At 64.0% G+C, this 18,961-nt stretch carries 21 protein-coding genes; 13 read left to right on the forward strand and 8 right to left on the reverse strand.

The genetic code is table 11. From position 1 onward, the window contains the following. Positions 1-147: 147 nt before the first annotated feature. Both K288_RS0109770 and K288_RS0109775 read left to right on the forward strand, forming a co-directional pair. Positions 148-882 carry an OmpW family outer membrane protein gene (locus K288_RS0109770; protein WP_244443113.1) on the forward strand — a complete coding sequence of 245 codons (735 nt, stop codon included), beginning with the start codon at positions 148-150 and terminating at the stop codon, positions 880-882. A gap of 143 nt (positions 883-1,025) precedes the next feature. Continuing rightward, positions 1,026-1,244 carry an alkylphosphonate utilization protein gene (locus K288_RS0109775; protein ID WP_043159548.1) on the forward strand — a complete coding sequence of 73 codons (219 nt, stop codon included), beginning with the start codon at positions 1,026-1,028 and terminating at the stop codon, positions 1,242-1,244. A 238-nt stretch (positions 1,245-1,482) separates the two neighbouring features. Here K288_RS0109775 and K288_RS0109780 read toward each other — a convergent pair whose 3' ends face one another. Next, entirely contained in the window at positions 1,483-2,181 is a 699-nt protein-coding gene (locus K288_RS0109780; RefSeq protein WP_027579383.1) for a cell cycle transcriptional regulator TrcR, read from the reverse strand. A 216-nt stretch (positions 2,182-2,397) separates the two neighbouring features. Between K288_RS0109780 and ispH the strand changes: the two genes are divergently transcribed. From ispH to rnhA, 3 genes are read left to right on the forward strand one after another with little or no spacing between them, the layout of a single operon-like run. After that, positions 2,398-3,366 (forward strand): 4-hydroxy-3-methylbut-2-enyl diphosphate reductase, encoded by a 969-nt coding sequence (gene ispH / locus K288_RS0109785; RefSeq protein ID WP_027579384.1) that lies wholly within the window; start codon positions 2,398-2,400, stop codon positions 3,364-3,366. Between the two features lie 6 nt (positions 3,367-3,372). Then, positions 3,373-4,353, forward strand: coding sequence for a homoserine kinase (locus K288_RS0109790; protein ID WP_027579385.1), 981 nt, complete (start codon positions 3,373-3,375; stop codon positions 4,351-4,353). Continuing rightward, the gene (gene rnhA, locus K288_RS0109795; protein WP_027579386.1) at positions 4,350-4,817 is read left to right on the forward strand and encodes a ribonuclease HI; all 468 of its coding nucleotides are present in this window, start codon (positions 4,350-4,352) and stop codon (positions 4,815-4,817) included. Before K288_RS0109790 ends, rnhA begins: the two co-directional genes overlap by 4 nt. Positions 4,818-5,119: 302 nt before the next feature. Here the strand turns inward: rnhA and K288_RS0109800 are convergent, their stop codons facing one another. The 4 genes from K288_RS0109800 to K288_RS0109815 all read right to left on the reverse strand — a co-directional run bounded on the left by K288_RS0109800 (position 5,120) and on the right by K288_RS0109815 (position 9,594). Continuing rightward, entirely contained in the window at positions 5,120-5,605 is a 486-nt protein-coding gene (locus K288_RS0109800; RefSeq protein WP_027579387.1) for a peroxiredoxin, read from the reverse strand. 125 nt (positions 5,606-5,730) lie between these two features. Beyond that, positions 5,731-6,285: a DUF924 family protein gene (locus tag K288_RS0109805; RefSeq protein ID WP_027579388.1), complete on the reverse strand. Its 555-nt coding sequence runs from the start codon at positions 6,283-6,285 to the stop codon at positions 5,731-5,733. 20 nt (positions 6,286-6,305) lie between these two features. Continuing rightward, a complete protein-coding gene (locus tag K288_RS0109810; RefSeq protein WP_027579389.1) occupies positions 6,306-7,994 on the reverse strand; it encodes a long-chain fatty acid--CoA ligase in 1,689 nt (562 codons plus the stop codon). Positions 7,995-8,127: 133 nt separating this feature from the next. Then, positions 8,128-9,594 carry a D-alanyl-D-alanine carboxypeptidase family protein gene (locus K288_RS0109815; RefSeq protein WP_027579390.1) on the reverse strand — a complete coding sequence of 489 codons (1,467 nt, stop codon included), beginning with the start codon at positions 9,592-9,594 and terminating at the stop codon, positions 8,128-8,130. A gap of 28 nt (positions 9,595-9,622) precedes the next feature. On the opposite strand from K288_RS0109815, the gene K288_RS53570 reads away from it, so the two are divergent. Continuing rightward, positions 9,623-9,793 (forward strand): hypothetical protein, encoded by a 171-nt coding sequence (locus K288_RS53570; RefSeq protein ID WP_160168954.1) that lies wholly within the window; start codon positions 9,623-9,625, stop codon positions 9,791-9,793. Between the two features lie 33 nt (positions 9,794-9,826). On the opposite strand, the gene K288_RS0109820 is transcribed toward K288_RS53570, so the two are convergent. Both K288_RS0109820 and K288_RS0109825 read right to left on the reverse strand, forming a co-directional pair. Further along, positions 9,827-11,605, reverse strand: a complete 1,779-nt coding sequence (locus tag K288_RS0109820) for a glucan ABC transporter ATP-binding protein/ permease (RefSeq protein ID WP_027579391.1) — start codon at positions 11,603-11,605, stop codon at positions 9,827-9,829. A 163-nt stretch (positions 11,606-11,768) separates the two neighbouring features. After that, the gene (locus tag K288_RS0109825; protein ID WP_043159549.1) at positions 11,769-12,827 is read right to left on the reverse strand and encodes an ABC transporter substrate-binding protein; all 1,059 of its coding nucleotides are present in this window, start codon (positions 12,825-12,827) and stop codon (positions 11,769-11,771) included. A 239-nt stretch (positions 12,828-13,066) separates the two neighbouring features. On the opposite strand from K288_RS0109825, the gene K288_RS0109830 reads away from it, so the two are divergent. The 5 genes from K288_RS0109830 to K288_RS0109850 all read left to right on the forward strand — a co-directional run bounded on the left by K288_RS0109830 (position 13,067) and on the right by K288_RS0109850 (position 16,457). Then, the gene (locus K288_RS0109830; protein WP_027579393.1) at positions 13,067-13,486 is read left to right on the forward strand and encodes a hypothetical protein; all 420 of its coding nucleotides are present in this window, start codon (positions 13,067-13,069) and stop codon (positions 13,484-13,486) included. 110 nt (positions 13,487-13,596) lie between these two features. Beyond that, positions 13,597-13,992 carry a phosphoribosyl-ATP diphosphatase gene (gene hisE, locus K288_RS0109835; protein WP_027579394.1) on the forward strand — a complete coding sequence of 132 codons (396 nt, stop codon included), beginning with the start codon at positions 13,597-13,599 and terminating at the stop codon, positions 13,990-13,992. A 62-nt stretch (positions 13,993-14,054) separates the two neighbouring features. Next, complete coding sequence (locus tag K288_RS0109840; protein ID WP_027579395.1) at positions 14,055-14,636, forward strand: YqaA family protein; 582 nt, start codon at positions 14,055-14,057, stop codon at positions 14,634-14,636. Between the two features lie 90 nt (positions 14,637-14,726). Continuing rightward, complete coding sequence (locus tag K288_RS0109845) at positions 14,727-15,272, forward strand: hypothetical protein (protein ID WP_043159551.1); 546 nt, start codon at positions 14,727-14,729, stop codon at positions 15,270-15,272. Positions 15,273-15,488: 216 nt separating this feature from the next. Then, on the forward strand, positions 15,489-16,457 hold the full coding sequence (locus K288_RS0109850; protein WP_027579397.1) for a nitronate monooxygenase family protein: 969 nt from the start codon (positions 15,489-15,491) through the stop codon (positions 16,455-16,457). A gap of 176 nt (positions 16,458-16,633) precedes the next feature. Here the strand turns inward: K288_RS0109850 and K288_RS0109855 are convergent, their stop codons facing one another. After that, positions 16,634-17,140: a DUF1543 domain-containing protein gene (locus K288_RS0109855; protein ID WP_027579398.1), complete on the reverse strand. Its 507-nt coding sequence runs from the start codon at positions 17,138-17,140 to the stop codon at positions 16,634-16,636. Positions 17,141-17,397: 257 nt separating this feature from the next. On the opposite strand from K288_RS0109855, the gene upp reads away from it, so the two are divergent. Both upp and K288_RS0109865 read left to right on the forward strand, forming a co-directional pair. After that, the gene (gene upp / locus K288_RS0109860) at positions 17,398-18,033 is read left to right on the forward strand and encodes a uracil phosphoribosyltransferase (protein ID WP_027579399.1); all 636 of its coding nucleotides are present in this window, start codon (positions 17,398-17,400) and stop codon (positions 18,031-18,033) included. An 11-nt stretch (positions 18,034-18,044) separates the two neighbouring features. After that, positions 18,045-18,818: a thioesterase family protein gene (locus K288_RS0109865; RefSeq protein ID WP_027579400.1), complete on the forward strand. Its 774-nt coding sequence runs from the start codon at positions 18,045-18,047 to the stop codon at positions 18,816-18,818. Positions 18,819-18,961 lie beyond the last annotated feature (143 nt).

Raw genomic sequence — 18,961 nt, forward strand, 5'->3', positions numbered from 1 at the left:
TTTGCAACGGTGTGGCTTAATCGCGCCGTGTCCTGTCCGATTTGATCGGCATCAAATCCTTCACCGTCCCGCTTCTGGTCTGAGAGAGGCAACGCGCGACTTTCCGCGCGGACTTGGCGATGGGAAGACTTGGCGATGGGGAATTTGATGAGAACAACAAGAACAATCTGGACGGCTTCGCTGCTCGCCCTAGCGGCGGCGTTCGGCGGGGCCGCCACTTCGGCGCAGGCTGCGGATCTGGCGCCGGTCTACAAGGCGAAGGCGCCGCCGCTGGTGGAGCCCTTCAACCCGTGGATGATCCGCGTGCGCGCGCTCGGCGTGTTGCCGGATGGCGGCAACTCGGTCAACGTCTTCGGCGTTCCGGCTCTGTCGTCACCGAATTCGGGGCTCTCGATCAGCGACCAGGTGATCCCGGAGCTCGACATCAGCTACTTCTTCACCCCGAACATCGCCGCCGAACTCGTCCTCGGCGCGACCAGGCACCACATCAGCGGTACCGGGACGCTTAACGGGCTGGACATCGGTAAGGCCTGGCTGTTGCCGCCGACGCTGACGCTGCAATATCACTTCACCGGGCTCGGTGCGTTCAAACCGTATGTCGGTGCCGGCATCAACTACACCGTGTTCTTCAACCAGTCCGCGGCCAATACGCCGGTCGGCGGCCTTGCCGTGACGGATCTGCACATCAGCAACCAGGTCGGCGCCGCGGTCCAGTTCGGCTTCGACTACATGCTCGACCGCCACTGGGGTCTCAACGTCGACGTGAAGAAGCTTTGGCTGCGGCCGGATTACTCGGCAACCGTCAACAACGCGATACCAGTCACCGGGCGCGCCAATATCGACCCGTGGCTGGTGGGTGGCGGCGTCACCTACAAATTCTGACGCCGCGGGGGGGGGCGGCGCCGGGGGCCGGGCCCCGGCGCCGCCCGCCGCTTTGGTGCTGAGCCAGCATGAGATGACGGACGAGATCGAGTTGCGCTAAGACAGATCATTCCCATCTCAGCGCGCACCGCGGAAAGCATCACATGGACATCAAGGTTAGGGATTCAAACGGCACGCCGCTCGCCGAAGGCGACAGCGTCACCCTGATCAAAGACCTGAAGCTGAAAGGCTCGTCCACGGTCTTGAAACGCGGCACGGTGATCAAGAGCATCCACCTCACCGACAACGAGGACGAAATCGAAGGCCGCACCGACAAGGTCAAGGGCCTCGTCCTGCGCACGGAGTTCTTGAAGAAGGCCTGAGGGCGGCCATCCGCCGTCATCACCCGCCACCGGGTCGGCCGAACGGCCGCCCGATGACAGGCTCCGGCGGGTGATCCAGTGTTCCAGAGACGTCAGTCGTTGGACGATGAGCCGCTGAGCTGAATACCCCGTATTCGCAGGGTATGACGATGAAGCGCGGCTGCTACATCGTTCAAACAAAAACGCGGCGGTTTGATCCGCCGCGTTTCGCATGCCTCGCACCGAAAGCGAGGCAGCCTTATTCTTCCTGCTCTTCCTTCTTGCCGCCGATCGTCTTGAGTTTGGCGAACACGGCGTCGACGTTGAGATCGTCGCCGCCCTTCCTCTCGGCGGGCTCGAACTCCGGCTCCTTGCGCGTGGTCTCGGAGGCCGGCAGCAGCGTGGCACCACCATAGGTGGCGGCGGCGGGCTTCTCCTTGGCAGCGCGCTGCACCTCGAAATCGAGCTCGATCTGCGAACACAGGCCGAGCGTGACCGGGTCCATCGGGGTCAGGGTCGAGGTGTTCCAGTGGGTGCGGTCGCGGACGCTGGCGATCGTGGTCTTGGTGGTTCCGACCAGTCGCATGATCTGGGCGTCCTTCAGTTCGGGATGGTTGCGGACCAGCCACAGGATTGCGCTCGGCCGCTCATGGCGGCGCGACACCGGGGTGTAGCGCGGACCCTTGCGCTTGGCGGCCGCCGGCAGCACCACCTTGGTCTCGCCGAGCCTGAGGCGATAGTTGGGGTCCCTTTCGCCCCTTTCGATCTCGTCGCGGCTCAATTGGCCGGTCGAGATCGGGTCCATGCCCTTGATGCCCTGGGCGGCGTCGCCGTCGGCGATGGCCCGGACCTCGAGCGGGTGCATCTTGGTGAAATCGGCGACCTGATCGAAGGTCAGCGCGGTGTTATCGAGCAGCCAGACGGCGGTCGCCTTGGGCATCAGAGGTGCGTTGCTCATGGCAAATCTCCTTTGTGCTTCGCCCACCTCTTTGGAGGCGAAACCGGGGGGTCATCAGCGATGACGGGAATTAAGCCCTATATAATCCTTCGGGTACCGGGGGCGCAATGGTTCTGCTAGAGTGCCTTGACACCGCCCGAAATCGAGCCCAAGTCGTAGTCCAACTGACCGTTCCCTGCCCGCCGGCAAGGGGTGATTCGGTCGCGAGATCGCTCCATGCCAGCCAAACCAGACCTGAGAATCGTGCTTTGTTCGCCACGCGGCTTTTGTGCCGGCGTGGTCCGGGCCATCGACACCGTGGAACGGGCGCTGACCATCTACGGCGCCCCGGTTTATGTCCGGCACGAGATCGTCCACAACAAATATGTCGTGGACGGCCTGAAGAAGAAAGGCGCGATTTTCGTCGAGGAACTGGCCGAAATACCCGCGAATACCACCGCGCCGGTGGTTTTTTCCGCCCATGGGGTTCCGAAATCGGTTCCAGCGGATGCGCAGGCGCGCCATTTGTTCTCGCTGGATGCGACCTGTCCGCTGGTCACCAAGGTGCACCGGGAAGCGGCGATCCATTTCAAGCGCGGCCGGGAAATCCTCCTGATCGGGCACTCCCACCATCCGGAGGTGGTCGGCACGCTCGGCCAGCTGCCGGCCGGCGCCGTGACGCTGATCGAGACCGCCGAGGACGCTAAGACCTTCACCCCGAAGGATCCCAACAACCTCGCCTTCGTGACCCAGACCACGCTGTCGATCGACGATACCGCCGAGATCGTCGCGCTGCTGAAAGAGCGCTTCCCGAACGTCAACGGGCCGCACAAGGAAGACATCTGCTACGCCACCACCAACCGCCAGCTCGCGGTGAAGAAGGTGGCGCCGGTGGTCGATGCACTGATCGTGGTCGGCGCGCCGAACTCCTCCAACTCGCAGCGCCTGCGCGAGGTCGCCGAGCGCGAGGGCTGCCCGATCGCGGTGCTGGCGCAGCGCGCCAGCGACATCGACTGGGATCGCTTTGAGGGCATCAGGAGCCTCGGCATCACCGCCGGCGCCTCCGCGCCGGAAGTGATCGTCGAAGAGATCATGGACGCCTTCGCCGAGCGCTTCGAGCTGCATGTGGAGACGGTCTCGGCCGCGGAGGAAAACGAGTTCTTCCCGCTGCCGCGCTCGCTGCGTCCCGAAGCCGCCGCCGAGTAGTCGTTTATGGCGGTCTACACCGACGTCGCCGCCGAAGAGCTAGTGGAATTCCTCAAAGGTTACGACATCGGCGATCTCCTCTCCTACAAGGGGATTGCCGAGGGCGTCGAAAATTCCAACTTCCTGCTGCACACGAGCTGCGGTTCGTTCATCCTGACGCTCTACGAAAAGCGCGTGGCGGAGGACGACCTTCCGTATTTCCTGTCGCTGATGGCGCATCTCGCCGAGCGTGGCGTGAGCTGCCCGCAGCCGGCGCGAAACCGCAACGGCGAGGTCTATAGCCGGCTCGCGGGGCGGCCGGCTGCCATCATCAATTTCCTCGAAGGCATGTGGCCGCGGCGGCCGAACGTCGGACATTGCGGCGCCGTCGGCGAGGCGCTGGCGAAGATGCATCTTGCCGGACTCGATTTCCCGATGTTCCGGAAGAACCCGCTCTCGGTTGCCGGATGGCGGCCGCTGTTCGATCTGGCCAGCGCGCGCGCCGACAGCGTGCAGGTGGGCCTGCGCGATTTCGTCGAGCGTGAGCTCGCCTATCTCGAGGCGAACTGGCCCGCCGATCTGCCGGTCGGTGTCATCCACGCCGATCTGTTTCCGGACAACGTGTTCTTCCTCGGCGACAGGCTGTCCGGCCTGATCGACTTCCCGTTCTCCTGCAACGACATCCTGGCCTATGACGTGGCGATCTGCCTCAATGCCTGGTGCTTCGAGCCGGATCATTCCTTCAACGCGACCAAAGCGCGGGCGCTGCTGAATGCGTACGGCCGGGCGCGGCCGCTGTCGGACGGCGAGCGGGCGGCGCTGCCGCTGCTGGCACGCGGCGCCGCGTTGCGCTTCCTGCTGACGCGCCTGGTTGATTTCCTCAACGTGCCGGCCGGCGCGTTGGTGAAACCCAAGGACCCGCTGGAATATGTGCGGAAGCTGCGCTTCCATCAGAGCGTGAAGACGCTTAGCGACTACGGCGTGACGCAAGCAGGGTGCGTGGCGTGAGCGAAAAGCCGCACGTGATTGTTTTCACCGATGGCGCCTGCTCGGGCAATCCCGGCCCGGGCGGTTGGGGCGCGATCCTGAAATTCGGCGACGTCGAGAAGGAATTGAAGGGCGGCGAGACCCACACCACCAACAACCGCATGGAATTGATGGCGGCGATCTCGGCGCTGGAGGCGTTGAAGAAGCCCTGCGTGGTCGATCTCACCACCGACAGCCAATATGTCCGCCAGGGCATCACCGGCTGGATCTTCGGCTGGAAGAAGAATGGCTGGCGCACCGCCGACAAGAAGCCCGTGAAGAATGTCGAGCTATGGCAGCGGCTCGATGCCGCGCTGAAGCCGCACGACGTGCGCTGGCACTGGATCAAGGGCCACGCCGGCCACGCCGAAAACGAGCGCGCCGACCAGCTCGCCCGCGAGGGCGTCGCCATGGCGCGGCTGAAGGAGAAGGTCGGCGGTTCGTAGTTCGTAGGGTGCGTAGAGCGAAGCGAAACCCACCATCCGCGAGCTTGTGGCGCGGCTTGATGGGTTTCGCTTCGCTCTACCCCTCCTACGGGTTCTCAAGGAAACGAATTGCAGGGTAGGCAAAGCGCAGCGTGCCCACCGCTTCTTGCACCGAACGTGGATGGTGGGCACGCTTCGCTTTGCCCACCCTACGGCCTCTCCGTCGCCACCCGTCATGCGAGCGAAGCGAAGCAATCCATCTCACCGCTTGCGGAGGCGTGGATTGCTTCGTCGCCACGCTCCTCGCAATGACGGGTAGAGGCTTACAGCTGCGCCAGCAGCGTGTCGCCGCCGGAAACCTCGACCTTGCCCGGGGCCGGTTCGAGGTTGAGCTTCTTCACCACGCCGTCCTCGATCAGCATCGAATAGCGCTTGGAGCGAATGCCGAGCCCGTTGCCGGAGGCATCGAGCTCCATGCCGATCGCCTTGGTGAAATCGGCATTGCCGTCGGCAAGGAACAGCGCCTCGTCGCGCTGGTCGGTGTCGCGCTTCCAGGCGTTCATGACGAAGGCGTCGTTGACCGAGACGATCGCGATGGTGTCGACGCCCTTGTCCTTGATGGCATAGGCGTTGAGGAAGATGCTCGGCAGATGCATCTTGTGGCAGGTGCCGGTGTAGGCGCCGGGCACGGCGAACAGCGCCACCTTCTTGCCCTTGAAGACATCATCGGTGGTCCGCACCTGCGGACCTTCTTCGGTCATCACGCGAAACTTGGCATCCGGCAGTTTGTCGCCAACTTGGATCGTCATCGTCCATTCTCCCTGAATGAGCTGATGTTTTGTAGACCGTGCAGCCTGCGGGCACAATATTCGCTAACGTCGAAAATTCGCTGACGTCGAAACCGCAACGGCCGCGCGCTTTCACCGTTCCGTCATCATCCGGAAAATCCGCCTTCATCCAGGAAGGCCTGCTCATCGGGCGTGGTCGCGCGTCCCAGGATGAGGTTGCGGTGAGGGAAGCGGCCGAACCGTCGGATGATGTCGGCGTGTCCCTCCGCATATTCGAGCTGCTCCGTATTGCCGATGTTGCGGAACAGTTCGATGCAGCGCAGCTGGTCGGGCAGATGCTCCGAATGCATGAAGGGCATGTAGAGGAATTCGAGCAGGTCGGGATCAATCCGCGAATCCACCTCGCGGTCGATGGCACGGCGCGCCACATCGCGCGCCAGCAGATCGCTCGAATAGGTCAGCGCGTCGCCGCGGAACATGTTTCGGGGAAACTGGTCGAGCACGATGACGAGCGCGAGCGCACCGTCATCGCCAGCTTCCCATGACGATAATTCGCCGCCCGCCGCCTTTCGCCACAGGCCGAAATAGCGACGGCGCAATTCGGCGTCGAACGCGTCGTCGCGCGCGTACCAGCGGTCGTAGCCGGCCGCGCGCCAGAATGCCAGGATCTCGCCCGGCGTGACCTCGCAAGCGTCAGCCATGATTCAAGCGCCGGTGCGGCTCAGGCCGCCGCAGCCGGCTTCTTCTCGTCGCGCAGTTCGCGGCGCAGGATCTTTCCGACATTGGTCTTCGGCAGCTCGGTCCTGAACTCGATCTGCTTCGGCACCTTGTAGTTCGTGAGCTGGGTGCCGCAGAACTTGATGATCTCCTCGGCGGTGAGGCTCGGGTCCTTGCGGACGATGAAGGCCTTCACCGCCTCGCTGGTCTTGGCGTCGGTCACGCCGATCACCGCGCATTCGAGCACGCCCGGATGGCTCGCGATCACTTCCTCGATCTCGTTCGGATAGACGTTGAAGCCGGAGACCAGGATCATGTCCTTCTTGCGGTCGACGATCTTGGTGTACCCGTTCTCGTCCATCACCCCGATGTCGCCGGTGCGGAAATAGCCGTCCGATGTCATCACCCGCGCGGTCTCGTCCGGCCGGTTCCAGTAGCCCGCCATCACCTGCGGGCCCTTGGCGCAGATTTCGCCGGCCTGTCCAAGCGGCAGTTCATTGCCGTCATCGTCGCGGATCGAGAGATAAGTCGAGGGCACCGGCAGGCCGATCGAGCCGGAGAACTTGTCGGCGTCGGCGGGGTTGCAGGTCAGCGTCGGCGAGGTCTCTGATAGCCCGTAGCCCTCCGACAGCGCGCAGCCGGTCACGGCCAGCCATTTTTCGGCCACCGGCTTTTGCGTCGCCATGCCGCCGCCGAAGGAGGTCTTGAGCTTGGAGAAGTCGAGCTTGTCGAAGCCGGGCGTGTTCAACAAGCCATTGTAGAGCGTGTTGACGGCGGGGAAGCTGTTGATCTGGTATTTCGCGAGCTCCTTGACGAAGCCGGGCAGGTCGCGCGGGTTCGGGATCAGGAGGTTGACGCCGCCGGCGCGCACCGCCAGCAGATAGCAGGCCGTCAGCGCGAAGATGTGGTAGAGCGGCAGCGCGCAGACGATGAAGAGCTGGTCGACATGCGGTGGATTCTTCAGCGCCGGCTGCAGCCAGGCGTCGTTCTGCAAGACGTTGGCGACGATGTTGCGGTGGAGCAGGGTGGCTCCCTTGGAGACGCCCGTAGTGCCGCCGGTATATTGCAGGAAGGCGACATCGTCAGGCGTGATCCTGGGCCGGTTGAGCTTCAGGCCCCGGCCCGCAGCGACGGCGGTATTGAACGTGACCGCGCGCGGGATCGAGAACGGCGGCACCATCTTCTTCACCCGGCGCACCACCAGATTGACGATCACGCCCTTGAAGCCGAGCAGGTCGCCCATGCTGCCGACGATGACATGCTTGAGCGACGTCTTGCCCAGCACCTGCTGCACGGTAGCAGCGAAATTCTCCAGGACGATGATGGTTTCCGCGCCGGAATCCTTGAGCTGGTGTTCGAGCTCGCGCGGCGTGTAGAGCGGGTTGACGTTGACGACCGAGTATCCCGCACGCAGCACGGCGGCGGTCGAGATCGGATATTGCAGCACGTTCGGCATCATCAGCGCGACCCGCGCGCCCTTCTCGAGGCCCAGGCTCTGCAGATAGGCGCCGAGCGCGGTCGACATCTCGTCGAGCTCGCGATAGGTGATCGCCTTGTCCATGCAGATGAAGGCCTTGCGGTCGGCGAACTTCGCAAAGCTCTCCTCGAGCAGCTCAACCAGCGATGAGTATTGAGTGACGTCGATGTCGGCGGGCACGCCGGCCGGGTAGTGCTTGAGCCAGATGCGCTCCATGGGTCCCTCTCCTCGTCCCCGGACCTTGGCCCGGACTGCCTTCTTTTTGGCAGTATTGGGCTAGCCGGCTGCCGATGGCAAGCCGCCCGCGCCCGTTCGACGCATCAGCAGATCGGGGGATGTTGCGGCGCGGCTAACTGGCCGGCTTGCCGTCGCTCTTCGGCTTGGCGGCCGCCTTCGGCTTCGCCGGTTTGGCGGCGGCCTTGTCGCCCGCGGCCGCAGCGGGCTTCTCCGAAGGCTTTGCGGCAGCGCCATCCGGCTTGGCATTGGCATGCCGGGCAGCGGCAGGCTTGCCCGCTGGCTTGGCTTCCGGCTTCGCGGCTTGCTTGGTATCCGCCTTGGCCTGCTTTGCCGCCGGCTTGGCGTCGGACTTGCCATCCGGCTTGCCGTCCGACTTGGCATCGGCGGACGCGTCCGGCTTCTTGGCCGCGACATGCGTCTTCTTCTTGCGCGGCTTTGGCGTGTCCTTCTCGGTGTCCGCCGCAACCGCGGCGATCAGCGCCGCGCCCGTCCGGGTCGGGCCGGTATAGACCAAGACCGGCTCGGACCGCTCCGGCGGCTGCGCCAGCAAGTCGGCCGGCTTGAAGACAGGCGGCGGCAGGGCGGCGGCGAAGAAGCTTGCGCCGGTCTCGCCGCTGCTGGTGGTGCTGGCGATGGTGTCCTCGTCTTCGTCGCTGGCGGGCCGCTTGCGCTTGGGGCCGCACATTTCATCGCGCAGGTTCGGCGGCGTGGCGTCGATCGGCGCCAGATTCTCGACCGTGCCGAGCGAGGGCTTGAGCCAGGACAGGCCGCCGTTGTTGGCAAAACCGCGATCGAGCAGTTGCGCCGCACGCACAGCGCGCATGCGGCCGGACGAGGCACCGAGCACCACCGCGATCAGCCGCTTGCCGTCGCGCGTCGCCGACGCCACGAGGTTGTAGCCGGAAGCGCAGATGAAGCCGGTCTTGAAGCCGTCGGCGCCCGGATAGCGACCGATCAGGCGGTTGAAGTTCTGCGTGATCCGGCGGCCGAAGCGGATCGAGGGGATGTGCACGAAATATTCGTATTCGGGAAGGTCGCGGATGATGGAGCGGGCGAGGATCGCAAGGTCGCGCGCGGAGGTGATCTGGCCGTCCGCCGGCAGCCCGTTCGGATTGACGTAGCTCGTCTGCGTCATGCCGAGCCTTTGCGCCGCCTCGTTCATCATCGCCGAGAAGCCGTCGATCGATCCGCCGACGCCTTCGGCGAGCACGACCGCCATGTCATTGGCCGACTTCACCAGCATCATCTTCAGCGCATTGTCGACAGTGACCTGCGTGCCCGGTCGGAAGCCCATTTTCGACGGTGACTGCGAAGCCGCGGTCGGCGAGACCGTGAGCAGCGTGTCGAGCGAGATGCGGCCGTCCTTCACCGCTTTCAGCGTCACATAGGCCGTCATCAGCTTGGTCACCGATGCGGGGTACCAGGGCATGGTCGCGTTGTCGGCCTGCAGCACCTTTCCGCTATCGGCTTCCACCACCAGCAGCGCCTCGGCGTTGGTCGCGCGCGGCGCAAGCGCCAGCGCCGCGGCGGCGACGAAGAGGACAAGCGATCGGCGAAGCAGCGGGCGAAGAAGGTGCACTATCCTGGTCCGGTCCTTGGGGCCCGCCTTGAACAAACGCCCCGAACTAAAGGCTTTGGGCAAGGTGCGGCTTTCAGATGTGACGTTCCGGTTTCAAGCGTGTCCGGCGCCGGCCAATTTTGCGGCGGTGCAAACCCTATACCGGGTCGCCTTTGGAGAACAGAGGCCGGCCTATTTAATCGTGGACGAAATCGGCTGAATTTCGACAATTTCGCGGCCGCCAGAAACGCGGCTATTCCGCCTGCAGGCTCGCCCGCGCGTTCTCCTGGACCATGAACTGAGCCCGCGCCAGATCGGCAAAACGGCCGCCTTTCGCGACCAGTTCATCGAAAGTTCCGTCTTCGATCACCCGGCCATTGTCGAACATCAGGATGCGGGTGGCGTGGCGGATGGTGGAGAGGCGGTGCGCGATCACGAAGGTGGTGCGGCCCTTCATCACTTCATCGAGAGCAGCATTCACCTTGGCCTCGGTGACGGCGTCGAGCGCGCTGGTGGCCTCGTCGAGGATCAGGATCGGCGGATCCTTCAGAAGTGCGCGGGCGATCGACAGGCGCTGCCGCTCGCCGCCCGACAGCATGCGGCCGCGCTCGCCGGCATGGGTGTCGAATCCCTTCTCGCTGCGCTCGATGAATTCCAGCGCCTGCGCCCGGGCTGCTGCCGTGCGAAGTTCTTCGTCGGTGGCATCAGGCTTGCCGACGCGCAGGTTCTCGGCGATCGAGCGGTTGAACAGCAGCGCCTCTTGGAACACCACGCCGATATTCCTGCGCAGTGCGGTCAGCTTCAGCGCGCGGATATCCATGCCGTCGATCTTGATGATGCCCGACTGCGGATCGAAGGCGCGATGCAACAGCGCGATCGCGGTCGACTTGCCGGCGCCGGTCGGACCGACCAGCGCGATGGTCTGGCCGGGCAGCGCGGTGAAGGTCAGATCCTCCACCGCCGGCCGCTTGCCGTCATAGGAGAAGGAGACGTCGTGGAATTCGACAAGGCCCGACAGCCGGCCGCAGTCGACCGCACCGGGGCGGTCGCGCACCGCGGGCACCGCGTCCAGCACGTCGAAGAATTCCTTCAAGCGCGGCGCCTCCATGAACACGTTGTTGATGAAGCTCACCACCTGCTCGAGCTTCTGGATCAGCATGGTCGCGAACGAGACGAACATCACGATCTCGCCGACCGAGGTCAGCCCCTGCTGGTTCAGCACGATGCCGACCGTGAAGATCGCAAGCACGGTGATGGTGGTGGAGGCGCGGGTGATCACGGTCACCATTGCCCACCACGACAGCACGGGCATTTGCGCGGCGAGCAGCTTGTCGGCGACGAAGCGCAGGCCCTGCACCTCGGAGTCGATGCGCACGAAACTCTGCACCAGCGCGACATTGCCGAGCGCGTCGGAGGCGCGCGCGGAGAGATCGCTATAGTGCTCCTCGACCTCGCTCTGCATGCCGTAGGTCTTGCGCACCACCAGCGTGGTCAGCACGGTGAAGATGACGCAGAGCGCAAACAAGAGGAGCGCGAGCCGCCAGTTGATGTAGAGCGACAGCGGCAGCAGCACGACCAGCGACAGGATCGCGGCGAAATGCTCGCGGAAGAAGCCGAGCCACAGCCGCCACAGCGCATCCGTGCCGTTCAGCATAACCTTCATCAGCCGTCCCGAATGGGTGCCGGTGTGGAAGGTCATCGGCAGTTGCAGGATATGCTCGAAATAATCGGTCAGCACTGCCTGCCGCTGGCGGTGCGCGAGCCGGTCGGCATGCAGCGCCACGACGGCGCTACACCCGATCGTGAACAGGCCGAACGCGACCCAGGCCGCGAGCAGCGGCCATGGCGAGGCGGACGCGATCAGCCCGGTGACCGGCCTGCCTGAGAGTACATCGACGATCTTGCCGAACAGCACCGGCTCGGCGAATTGCGCGCAGGCGAGCAGGAGATTGGCGCCGGCCAGGATCCAGCCGAGCCGCGCCTCCTTGCCGAGCAGTTCGAGCACGCGAACGTAAAGACGAAGCAGCGACATGCCGCCATTCTAATCCGGGATCGCATGCAAGAACCAGAGCGCGATGGTCCTTCCCGCCGTTTCTCCACGTCATTGCGAGCGCGGCGAAGCAATCCATAGCGCGGCAAGCGGAAACATGGATTGCTTCGCCCCGCTCGCAATGACGGTGGTGACGCGACCTTGCTCAATTCACCGCGCGCCCGTCCGGCGGCGGCAGGAAGGCATCATCGAAAATATCCGCCGCGGTCGGCCGCTTCTGGAATTTGAAATCCTCCGCGATCTGCTCGATCGAGCGCTCGAACCTGACCGTATCGATGCCGCCAATGCCGTGTTGCTTCACTTCCGTGGTGAGGATGTTGTCGCTGATGATGGCGCGCAGCCGCTCGGCCTCGAGTTCGCGCGAACCGGCATCCATGCGGCTCACCACTTCGGTGACGGCTCGCGCGGGTTCCTTGATCGCAAGATGCGTTCCCGTGATCACCGCCCGCACAAAGCCCTTCACGGCCTCGGGTTTGGCGGCTGCCAGATTCGGATTGACGATCAGCGCGGCGCCATAGGCCTCGCAGCCGTATTCGGCGAAGCGCAGCACCGCGAGATCGTCCGCCGGCACGCCGCGATCGCGCAGATTGATCGGCGACAGATAGGAGAAACCGGTGACCGCATCGACCTGTCCGGCCGACAGCATCGGCTCGCGGACCGCGGGGCTGATGCTGCTCCGCTTCACGCTTTGCGGCTTGATGCCGTTCTGCCTGGCGACCGCGGGCCACAGCCGGATCGAGAGATCGCCCTCGGCGACGCCAAGATTCTTGCCCTCGATGTCGGAGAGCGCGCGGATGCCGCGGCTCCTGCGTGCGATGATGGCGTAGGGCGCGTGGTTGAACAGTACGAAGATCGCCTTGATCGGCGCCGCGCCATGCTGGTCGCGCGCGCGGATCAGCGTGTTGATGTCGACCAGCGCGAAATCGCTCATCCCCGCACTGACGCGCGTGATTGCATCCTGAGATCCGCCGGCGACGTTGGTGGTAACCGCAAGTCCCTCCGCGCTGAACAAGCCGGCGACGCCTGCCATCACGAAGGGCGAGACCGCCGCGTCGATCGGGCGGTCGAGCGTAAGCTGGATCGTGATGGGCTGCTTGTCTGCGCTCGCGCTCTGTGCGCGGCCTGCGCCAGACCACAGGCTGCCGCCGAGGCCGATCGCAAGGCCCAGGAAATCGCGGCGGGTGGAAGTTGAGGTTGCGCGCATGATCACGTCGAAAGGCGCGAGACAATCTGTCGCGCTGGCTATGTCGGTTTCGTGACACCGAACGCGCATTTTCAGGCGCTCAGCGGTGCCATTCTGCCGCTTCTAACCTGAATGCTTGATGACTGCCACGATTTCGCCAGGGATCGTTCAGCCTGCATTCCGTTTGGGGAACTTAGGATCGCACCAGTGGTTGGCTATTGGCGGCCCGACGGGCCGAGCTTCCACGGAGGACTACTCAAATGTTTGCGCGAAAAGATGTGTTTTCATCAATCGGTCGCGCTGCCGCGTTGGCTACCGTCGCGGCGGTCGCGCTGACGGCGGTCGAGCCGTCGATGGCCTATGCGGGCTCGGCTCCGAAAGCCAAGGAGGTTACGGCGCAGACCGGCACCAGCGACGTCACCGATATCAGCGCTCGCCGGCGATACTATCGCGGCGGCGGTGGTGGCGCGGCTGCTGCAGCGGCGTTTGCCGGCATCGTCGGCACCGGGCTTGCGATCGCCGCCGCCCAGAACCGCCGCGATTACTATGATTCCTACGGCTACTATGGTGGCGGCCCGGTCTATTACGGCGGTCCGGCCTACTATGGCGGCGGTCCGTACTACTACGGCTATGGCAGGGGCGTGCCCTACTATCGCGGTCATCCGCTCGCGAGCTGGTAAACGCAATCTTGATCGATATAACGCCACCGGCCCTCGCGGCCGGTGGATTTTTTTCGTCTACGGGCCAGCGCGTTAACACGCTCGCCAGAGGTTTGAATTAGGCTTGAGGAATGAGTGATTCGGTCGAGCGGCTCTATCAGGCGGTTCTCGCGGCCCGGCATCTTGATCCGGCGACGTCGCGCACCGCCCGGCTGTTTCAGCGCGGGCCGTCGAAGATGGCCAAGAAGCTGGCCGAGGAAGCGATCGAGGTCGTGATCGACGCCCTCAGCGGCAAGACCGACGCGGTGGTCCGCGAGAGCGCCGACCTTCTCTACAACCTGACTGTTTTATGGGCAGCCGCCGGGGTCAAGCCCGAGGATGTCTGGAAAGAGATGGAACGGCGCGAACATTTGCTCGGAATCGCCGAAAAACTGCCGAAGACCGGCGCCAGACTGCCCAAGCCGGCCGAGCCGGTTGTGCGGCGGCGAATTGTCGCGCTCGAAAGCAGCCTGCGGAAGCGGCGCTGACCCGCCAATAATCCTCCTTTGCCGGCATGGACAAATGCGCTCCATGATGGTTGATCGCGCCCATGCTGAAACGGATCTACGACTGGTGCATCGACGCCGCCGACAAACCCTACGCCGTGTGGATTCTCGCCGCGGTTGCCTTCGCTGAGAGTTCGTTCTTCCCGGTTCCGCCCGACATCATGCTGCTGCCGATGTCGCTGGCGCAGCCGAGGCGCGCCTGGTGGTTCGCGACCGTCTGCACGATCGCCTCCGTGGCCGGCGGCGTGCTTGGCTACGCCATCGGCGCACTGCTCTATGACTCGCTGGGCCACTGGCTGATCACGATCTACGGCCTCAGCGACAAGGTCGATGCCTTCCGCTCGTCCTACGCCGAATGGGGCGCGGTGATCATCCTGCTCAAGGGCCTGACCCCGATCCCCTACAAGCTCGTCACCATCACCTCGGGCTTCGCCGGCTATAACATCTGGCTGTTCGTGCTGTGCTCGATCGTTGCGCGTGGCGGCCGCTTCTTCATTGTCGCGGTCCTGCTCAACCGCTACGGCGATTTCATCCGCAAGGAATTGGAAAAGCGGCTCGGCTTCTGGGTCGCAATCGGCGCGATCGTGCTGGTGCTCGGTTTCTACATCGCCTTCAAGCTGGTCTGACGCGCGCGAAAAGTCTCTCTCCTCGGGATGAGATCGGAGGCTGTTGCGGAAAGCGCTTTGCCGCAGCGGCGTCGTCGGTTACCTTCGATCATGCTTGATCGACTCGGGCTTCTTGTTCGCATCGGACCGTCCACGGCCAAGGCGGGCCTCGCGCTGTCGATGCTGACAGCCTTCCCCGAGTTCGCCCTGCCGCAAGCTGCACCCCCGGCCTCGCTCGGGATCCAGTCTCAGCCGAACGAAACTCCGCAGCCGGCGCGCGAGAATCCGGGCCTCATCAACGAGATCAGCAAGCTGTTCGAAAAATCCAGGTCGATCCTGTCGCCCTTGAAGAGCCCGGGCCAGACCATCGACGACCTCAACAGCAGCGCCAGGGATGCCGGCGAGAGCCTGTCCGCTCTCACAAAACCGTCATTGATCGTCACCGGCCGCGCGGCCTGCCTGGTGGCGGCCAACGGCGCACCGGACTGCAAGGCCGGCGCCGACAAGCTCTGTCAGAGCAAGGGCTACAAGGAAGGCAAGAGCCTGGACACCGACGCCGCCGAGAAATGCTCGCCGATCGTGTTCCTTCCCGGCCACAAGCGCGGACCGAATGATTGCCGGACGGAAAATTTCGTCACACGGGCGATCTGCCAATAGTGCTGTAGCTCCCGTAGCCCGGGTGAAGCGCCAGCGTAACCCGGGTCCGCTCGGAGATACGGACACAGGGGTCCCGGGTTGCGCGTTCCGCTCCACCCGGGCTACGGCAATAGCGCGATGACGCAATACTTGACACTGGAAAGATTGCCTTGCTGGTATGATGTCTGGCATCTTAAGCCCAGTCTCGCTTCCAAGTAGCTCGAAGGATTTTCCCTGATGTCCATGCCTGCGTTATTCAAGGGCCGTCTGTCGATTCCGGTGATCGGTGCGCCGCTGTTCATTATCTCCGTGCCTGATCTGGTGATCGCGCAGTGCAAGGCCGGCGTGGTCGGATCGTTTCCGGCACTGAACGCGCGGCCGCCGGAGTTGCTCGACGAATGGCTGGCGCGGATCAAGGAAGAGCTCGCGGCCCATGACAGGGCGCATCCCGAGCGGCCCTCGGCGCCGTTCGCGGTCAATCAGATCGTGCACAAATCGAACAACCGGCTCGATCATGACCTCGCGCTTTGCGAGAAGCACAAAGTGCCGATGATCATCTCCTCGCTTGGCGCGCGCGAGGAGCTCAATCAGGCCGTGCACAATTGGGGCGGCATCGTCTTCCACGACGTGATCAATCAGAAGTTCGCCCACAAGGCGATCGAGAAGGGCGCCGACGGCCTGATCCTGGTGGCGGCCGGCGCGGGCGGCCATGCCGGCACGCTGTCGCCGTTCCCCTTCGTTACCGAGACGCGGCAGTGGTTCGACGGCCCGATCGCGCTGTCGGGCGCGATGGGCAACGGCAAGGCGATCCGCGCCGCGCGCGTCCTCGGCGCCGACTTCGCCTATATCGGCTCGGCCTTCATCGCGACGCAAGAAGCCAATGCGGTCGAAGGCTACAAGAACATGATCACCGGCTCGGCCGCCGAAGACATCGTGTATTCCAACCTGTTCACCGGCGTGCACGGCAACTACCTGAAGCCGTCGATCGTTGCCGCCGGCATGGATCCTGACAGTCTGCCGACCTCCGATCCCTCCAAGATGAGCTTCGGTACCGACGCCTCTGGCGAGCGGGCGAAGCCGAAAGCCTGGAAGGAGATCTGGGGCTCGGGCCAGGGCGTCGGCAGCGTCGAAAAGATCGTGCCTGCCGCCGAACTGATTGCGCGTTTCAAGAAGGAATACGAGGAAGCGGTCGATCCGCCATTGTGATCCATCAATTGGCGGTCCCGGCGCTACGCACGGGACCGCCAATGCTTTCCTGATTGGCCTGCAGCGCGGCCCTCTAGAGCATTTTCGGTTCTGATTGAATCAGAACCGAAGCTCTAGATTCTTGTTTTGACGCGTTTTCTTCACGCGAACCGGTGTCCACTTCGCTCGAAAACGCTCTAAGCGATCGGCAAATACTCGCAAGTGAATGCGAACGGCTTCTCGCTTGTGGCCTTGGCGAGCTGCAGGAAAAATCCGTAAGTCTGCATCGATGCGGTGACATCGACGGCCTTCTCGACTTCGAACAGATTGTCCTTGTGCGGCTCCGTCCAGTTCCTCACCTGCGCCAGCGCCTTGGCCTTGGCCGCGCCAGCATCCGCCGCCACGATCAGGACGTTCTTGTGCAGTTCGGCGAACTCGCGCCCATCGTAGCCGCCGAGATTGACGAAGAACAATCGGTCGGCGCCCTGGTCCGGTCCGTCCGCCGCTAGCCGCACATCGTATCCATCGGCTTGCTCGACGGCGCCCCAGCAATCTAGATGCAGGCTGTCGGGATCGCCCCACCACTGCCTGCGCAGATCGTCGTGGCAATCCTCCGCGCGCGCTCCGACCGAAAAGCGCACGTCGTGGAGTTCGACGTTCGAATTGCGGCAGTTGCCGCCGATATAGAACATGAAAAGCTTCACGGTGCGCTCCGAGCCGATCGCGGTCGTCCTATCTAGAGCAGTTGCGGTTCTGGTGGAATCAGAACCGAAGCTCTAGGTTTTTGGTTTGACGCGTTTTCTTCACGCGAACCGGTGTCCACTTCGCTCGAAAACGCTCTAGATGGATTTGACGGCCCGTCCAAGGCGTGGGGATAACCCCGGCGATAACGGGTTTGGTACTTCGGCGCGGCGTCACGAACCCTTGATGCGCCCGTGATGCCTGTGCGACAAATACCGCCATGAGCGCCGCCGCCGTCAACGTCGTCAACCATCCGCTGGTGCAGCACAAGCTGACGCTGATGCGCGAGCGCGACCGTTCGATCAAGAGTTTCCGGGAACTCGTGAACGAGGTCGGCATGCTGCTCTGCTACGAGGTGACGCGCGACCTGCCGCTCGAGCTGGTCGACATCGAGACGCCGCTGATGCCGATGCAGGCGCCGATGATCGCGGGCAAGAAGCTGACCTTCGCGCCGATCCTGCGCGCTGGTGTCGGCTTCCTGGACGGCATGCTCGCGCTGGTGCCGTCGGCGCGGGTGTCGCATATCGGGCTCTATCGCGATCCCGACACGCTGGAAGCGGTGGAATATTTCTTCAAGGCGCCGCACGATCTGGCGGACCGCACCGCGATCCTGATGGACCCGATGCTCGCGACCGGCAATTCCGCCGTCGCCGGCGCGAACCTCCTGAAGAAGCGTGGCGCTCGCGACATCCGCTTCGTCTGCCTGCTGGCCGCCCCCGAGGGCATCGCGCATTTTCAGCAGGAGCATCCCGATGTGCCGCTGTGGACCGCGGCCATCGATGAGCGGTTGAACGACCACGGCTATATCCTGCCTGGCCTCGGCGATGCCGGTGATCGCATGTTCGGCACCAAATAGGCCCTGATGTCATGGACCCTATCTTTCGCGTCGACGGCAACAAGGTCGTCACCAGTCCCGATGCCGCCGGCCCCTGGCATCCGCAGATGCAGCACGGTTCCGCGCCTGCGGCGCTGGTGGTGTGGGCCGCGGAGTCCCTGCCCACGCCGGTGCCGATGCAGATCGCGCGCATCACCATCGACCTGATGCGGCCGGTGCCGGTCGCGCCGCTCACAATCGACACCGAGATCTTGCGCGAGGGCCGCAAGATCCAGCTCTGCGGCGTGCGGCTCCTGGCCGAAGGTGTGCCTGTTGTCGCGGCCTCCGTGCTCCGGATCAAGTCGCAGGCGCAGGCATTGCCGCCTGATGTCGTTGATCTGCCGCTGGGGCTTCCCGGCCCCGATCAATCGATGTTCGAGCCTGCCGATAACGCCGGCAGTCCGTTCACGTCATGCATCTCGATGCGCGCCGCACGCGGCCGCTTCGGCATGGTTGGTCCTGCCGCGATCTGGTTTCGCGTCGACCGGCCGCTGATCGCGGGATCGCCGGTGTCGCAGGCGATGCGCGCGGTGGTCGCCGCCGATTTCAGTAACGGCACCTCGTCCTCGCTCGATTTCCGGGAGTGGACCTTCATCAATGCCGACCTCACCGTGAGCCTGGCGCGACAACCGGTCGGCGAGTGGATCCTGCTTGACGGCGAAAGCTGGGTCGGTCCCGATGGGGCAGGGCTTGCGATGTCGCGGCTCGCTGACGAGCGCGGCTATTTCGGCCGGGCCGTGCAGAGCCTGGTGATCGAGAAGCGTTAGAGCATATTCCTGTTTTGACACGCCTTCTTCACGCGAACCGGTATCCGCTTCGCTCGAACATGATCTGACGCGCGACGAAAAATCGCTGCCTCGCCTTGGAACGCTTCGATGCCGGACGAGTTTGGCCCTCGTTGAGGGCTATC

Origin of the sequence: Bradyrhizobium sp. Ai1a-2 (assembly GCF_000426245.1) — a bacterium.
Lineage (GTDB): Bacteria > Pseudomonadota > Alphaproteobacteria > Rhizobiales > Xanthobacteraceae > Bradyrhizobium.

Bases quoted from the DNA above. Each gene is read 5' to 3' on its own strand.
- K288_RS0109770 (WP_244443113.1), top strand. From the start codon at position 148: ATGAGAACAACAAGAACAATCTGGACGGCTTCGCTGCTCGCCCTAGCG.
- K288_RS0109775 (WP_043159548.1), top strand. From the start codon at position 1,026: ATGGACATCAAGGTTAGGGATTCAAACGGCACGCCGCTCGCCGAAGGC.
- K288_RS0109780 (WP_027579383.1), bottom strand. From the start codon at position 2,181: ATGAGCAACGCACCTCTGATGCCCAAGGCGACCGCCGTCTGGCTGCTC.
- ispH (WP_027579384.1), top strand. From the start codon at position 2,398: ATGCCAGCCAAACCAGACCTGAGAATCGTGCTTTGTTCGCCACGCGGC.
- K288_RS0109790 (WP_027579385.1), top strand. From the start codon at position 3,373: ATGGCGGTCTACACCGACGTCGCCGCCGAAGAGCTAGTGGAATTCCTC.
- K288_RS0109800 (WP_027579387.1), bottom strand. From the start codon at position 5,605: ATGACGATCCAAGTTGGCGACAAACTGCCGGATGCCAAGTTTCGCGTG.
- K288_RS0109805 (WP_027579388.1), bottom strand. From the start codon at position 6,285: ATGGCTGACGCTTGCGAGGTCACGCCGGGCGAGATCCTGGCATTCTGG.
- K288_RS0109810 (WP_027579389.1), bottom strand. From the start codon at position 7,994: ATGGAGCGCATCTGGCTCAAGCACTACCCGGCCGGCGTGCCCGCCGAC.
- K288_RS0109820 (WP_027579391.1), bottom strand. From the start codon at position 11,605: ATGTCGCTGCTTCGTCTTTACGTTCGCGTGCTCGAACTGCTCGGCAAG.
- K288_RS0109825 (WP_043159549.1), bottom strand. From the start codon at position 12,827: ATGCGCGCAACCTCAACTTCCACCCGCCGCGATTTCCTGGGCCTTGCG.
- K288_RS0109830 (WP_027579393.1), top strand. From the start codon at position 13,067: ATGTTTGCGCGAAAAGATGTGTTTTCATCAATCGGTCGCGCTGCCGCG.
- hisE (WP_027579394.1), top strand. From the start codon at position 13,597: ATGAGTGATTCGGTCGAGCGGCTCTATCAGGCGGTTCTCGCGGCCCGG.
- K288_RS0109840 (WP_027579395.1), top strand. From the start codon at position 14,055: ATGCTGAAACGGATCTACGACTGGTGCATCGACGCCGCCGACAAACCC.
- K288_RS0109845 (WP_043159551.1), top strand. From the start codon at position 14,727: ATGCTTGATCGACTCGGGCTTCTTGTTCGCATCGGACCGTCCACGGCC.
- K288_RS0109850 (WP_027579397.1), top strand. From the start codon at position 15,489: ATGTCCATGCCTGCGTTATTCAAGGGCCGTCTGTCGATTCCGGTGATC.
- upp (WP_027579399.1), top strand. From the start codon at position 17,398: ATGAGCGCCGCCGCCGTCAACGTCGTCAACCATCCGCTGGTGCAGCAC.
- K288_RS0109865 (WP_027579400.1), top strand. From the start codon at position 18,045: ATGGACCCTATCTTTCGCGTCGACGGCAACAAGGTCGTCACCAGTCCC.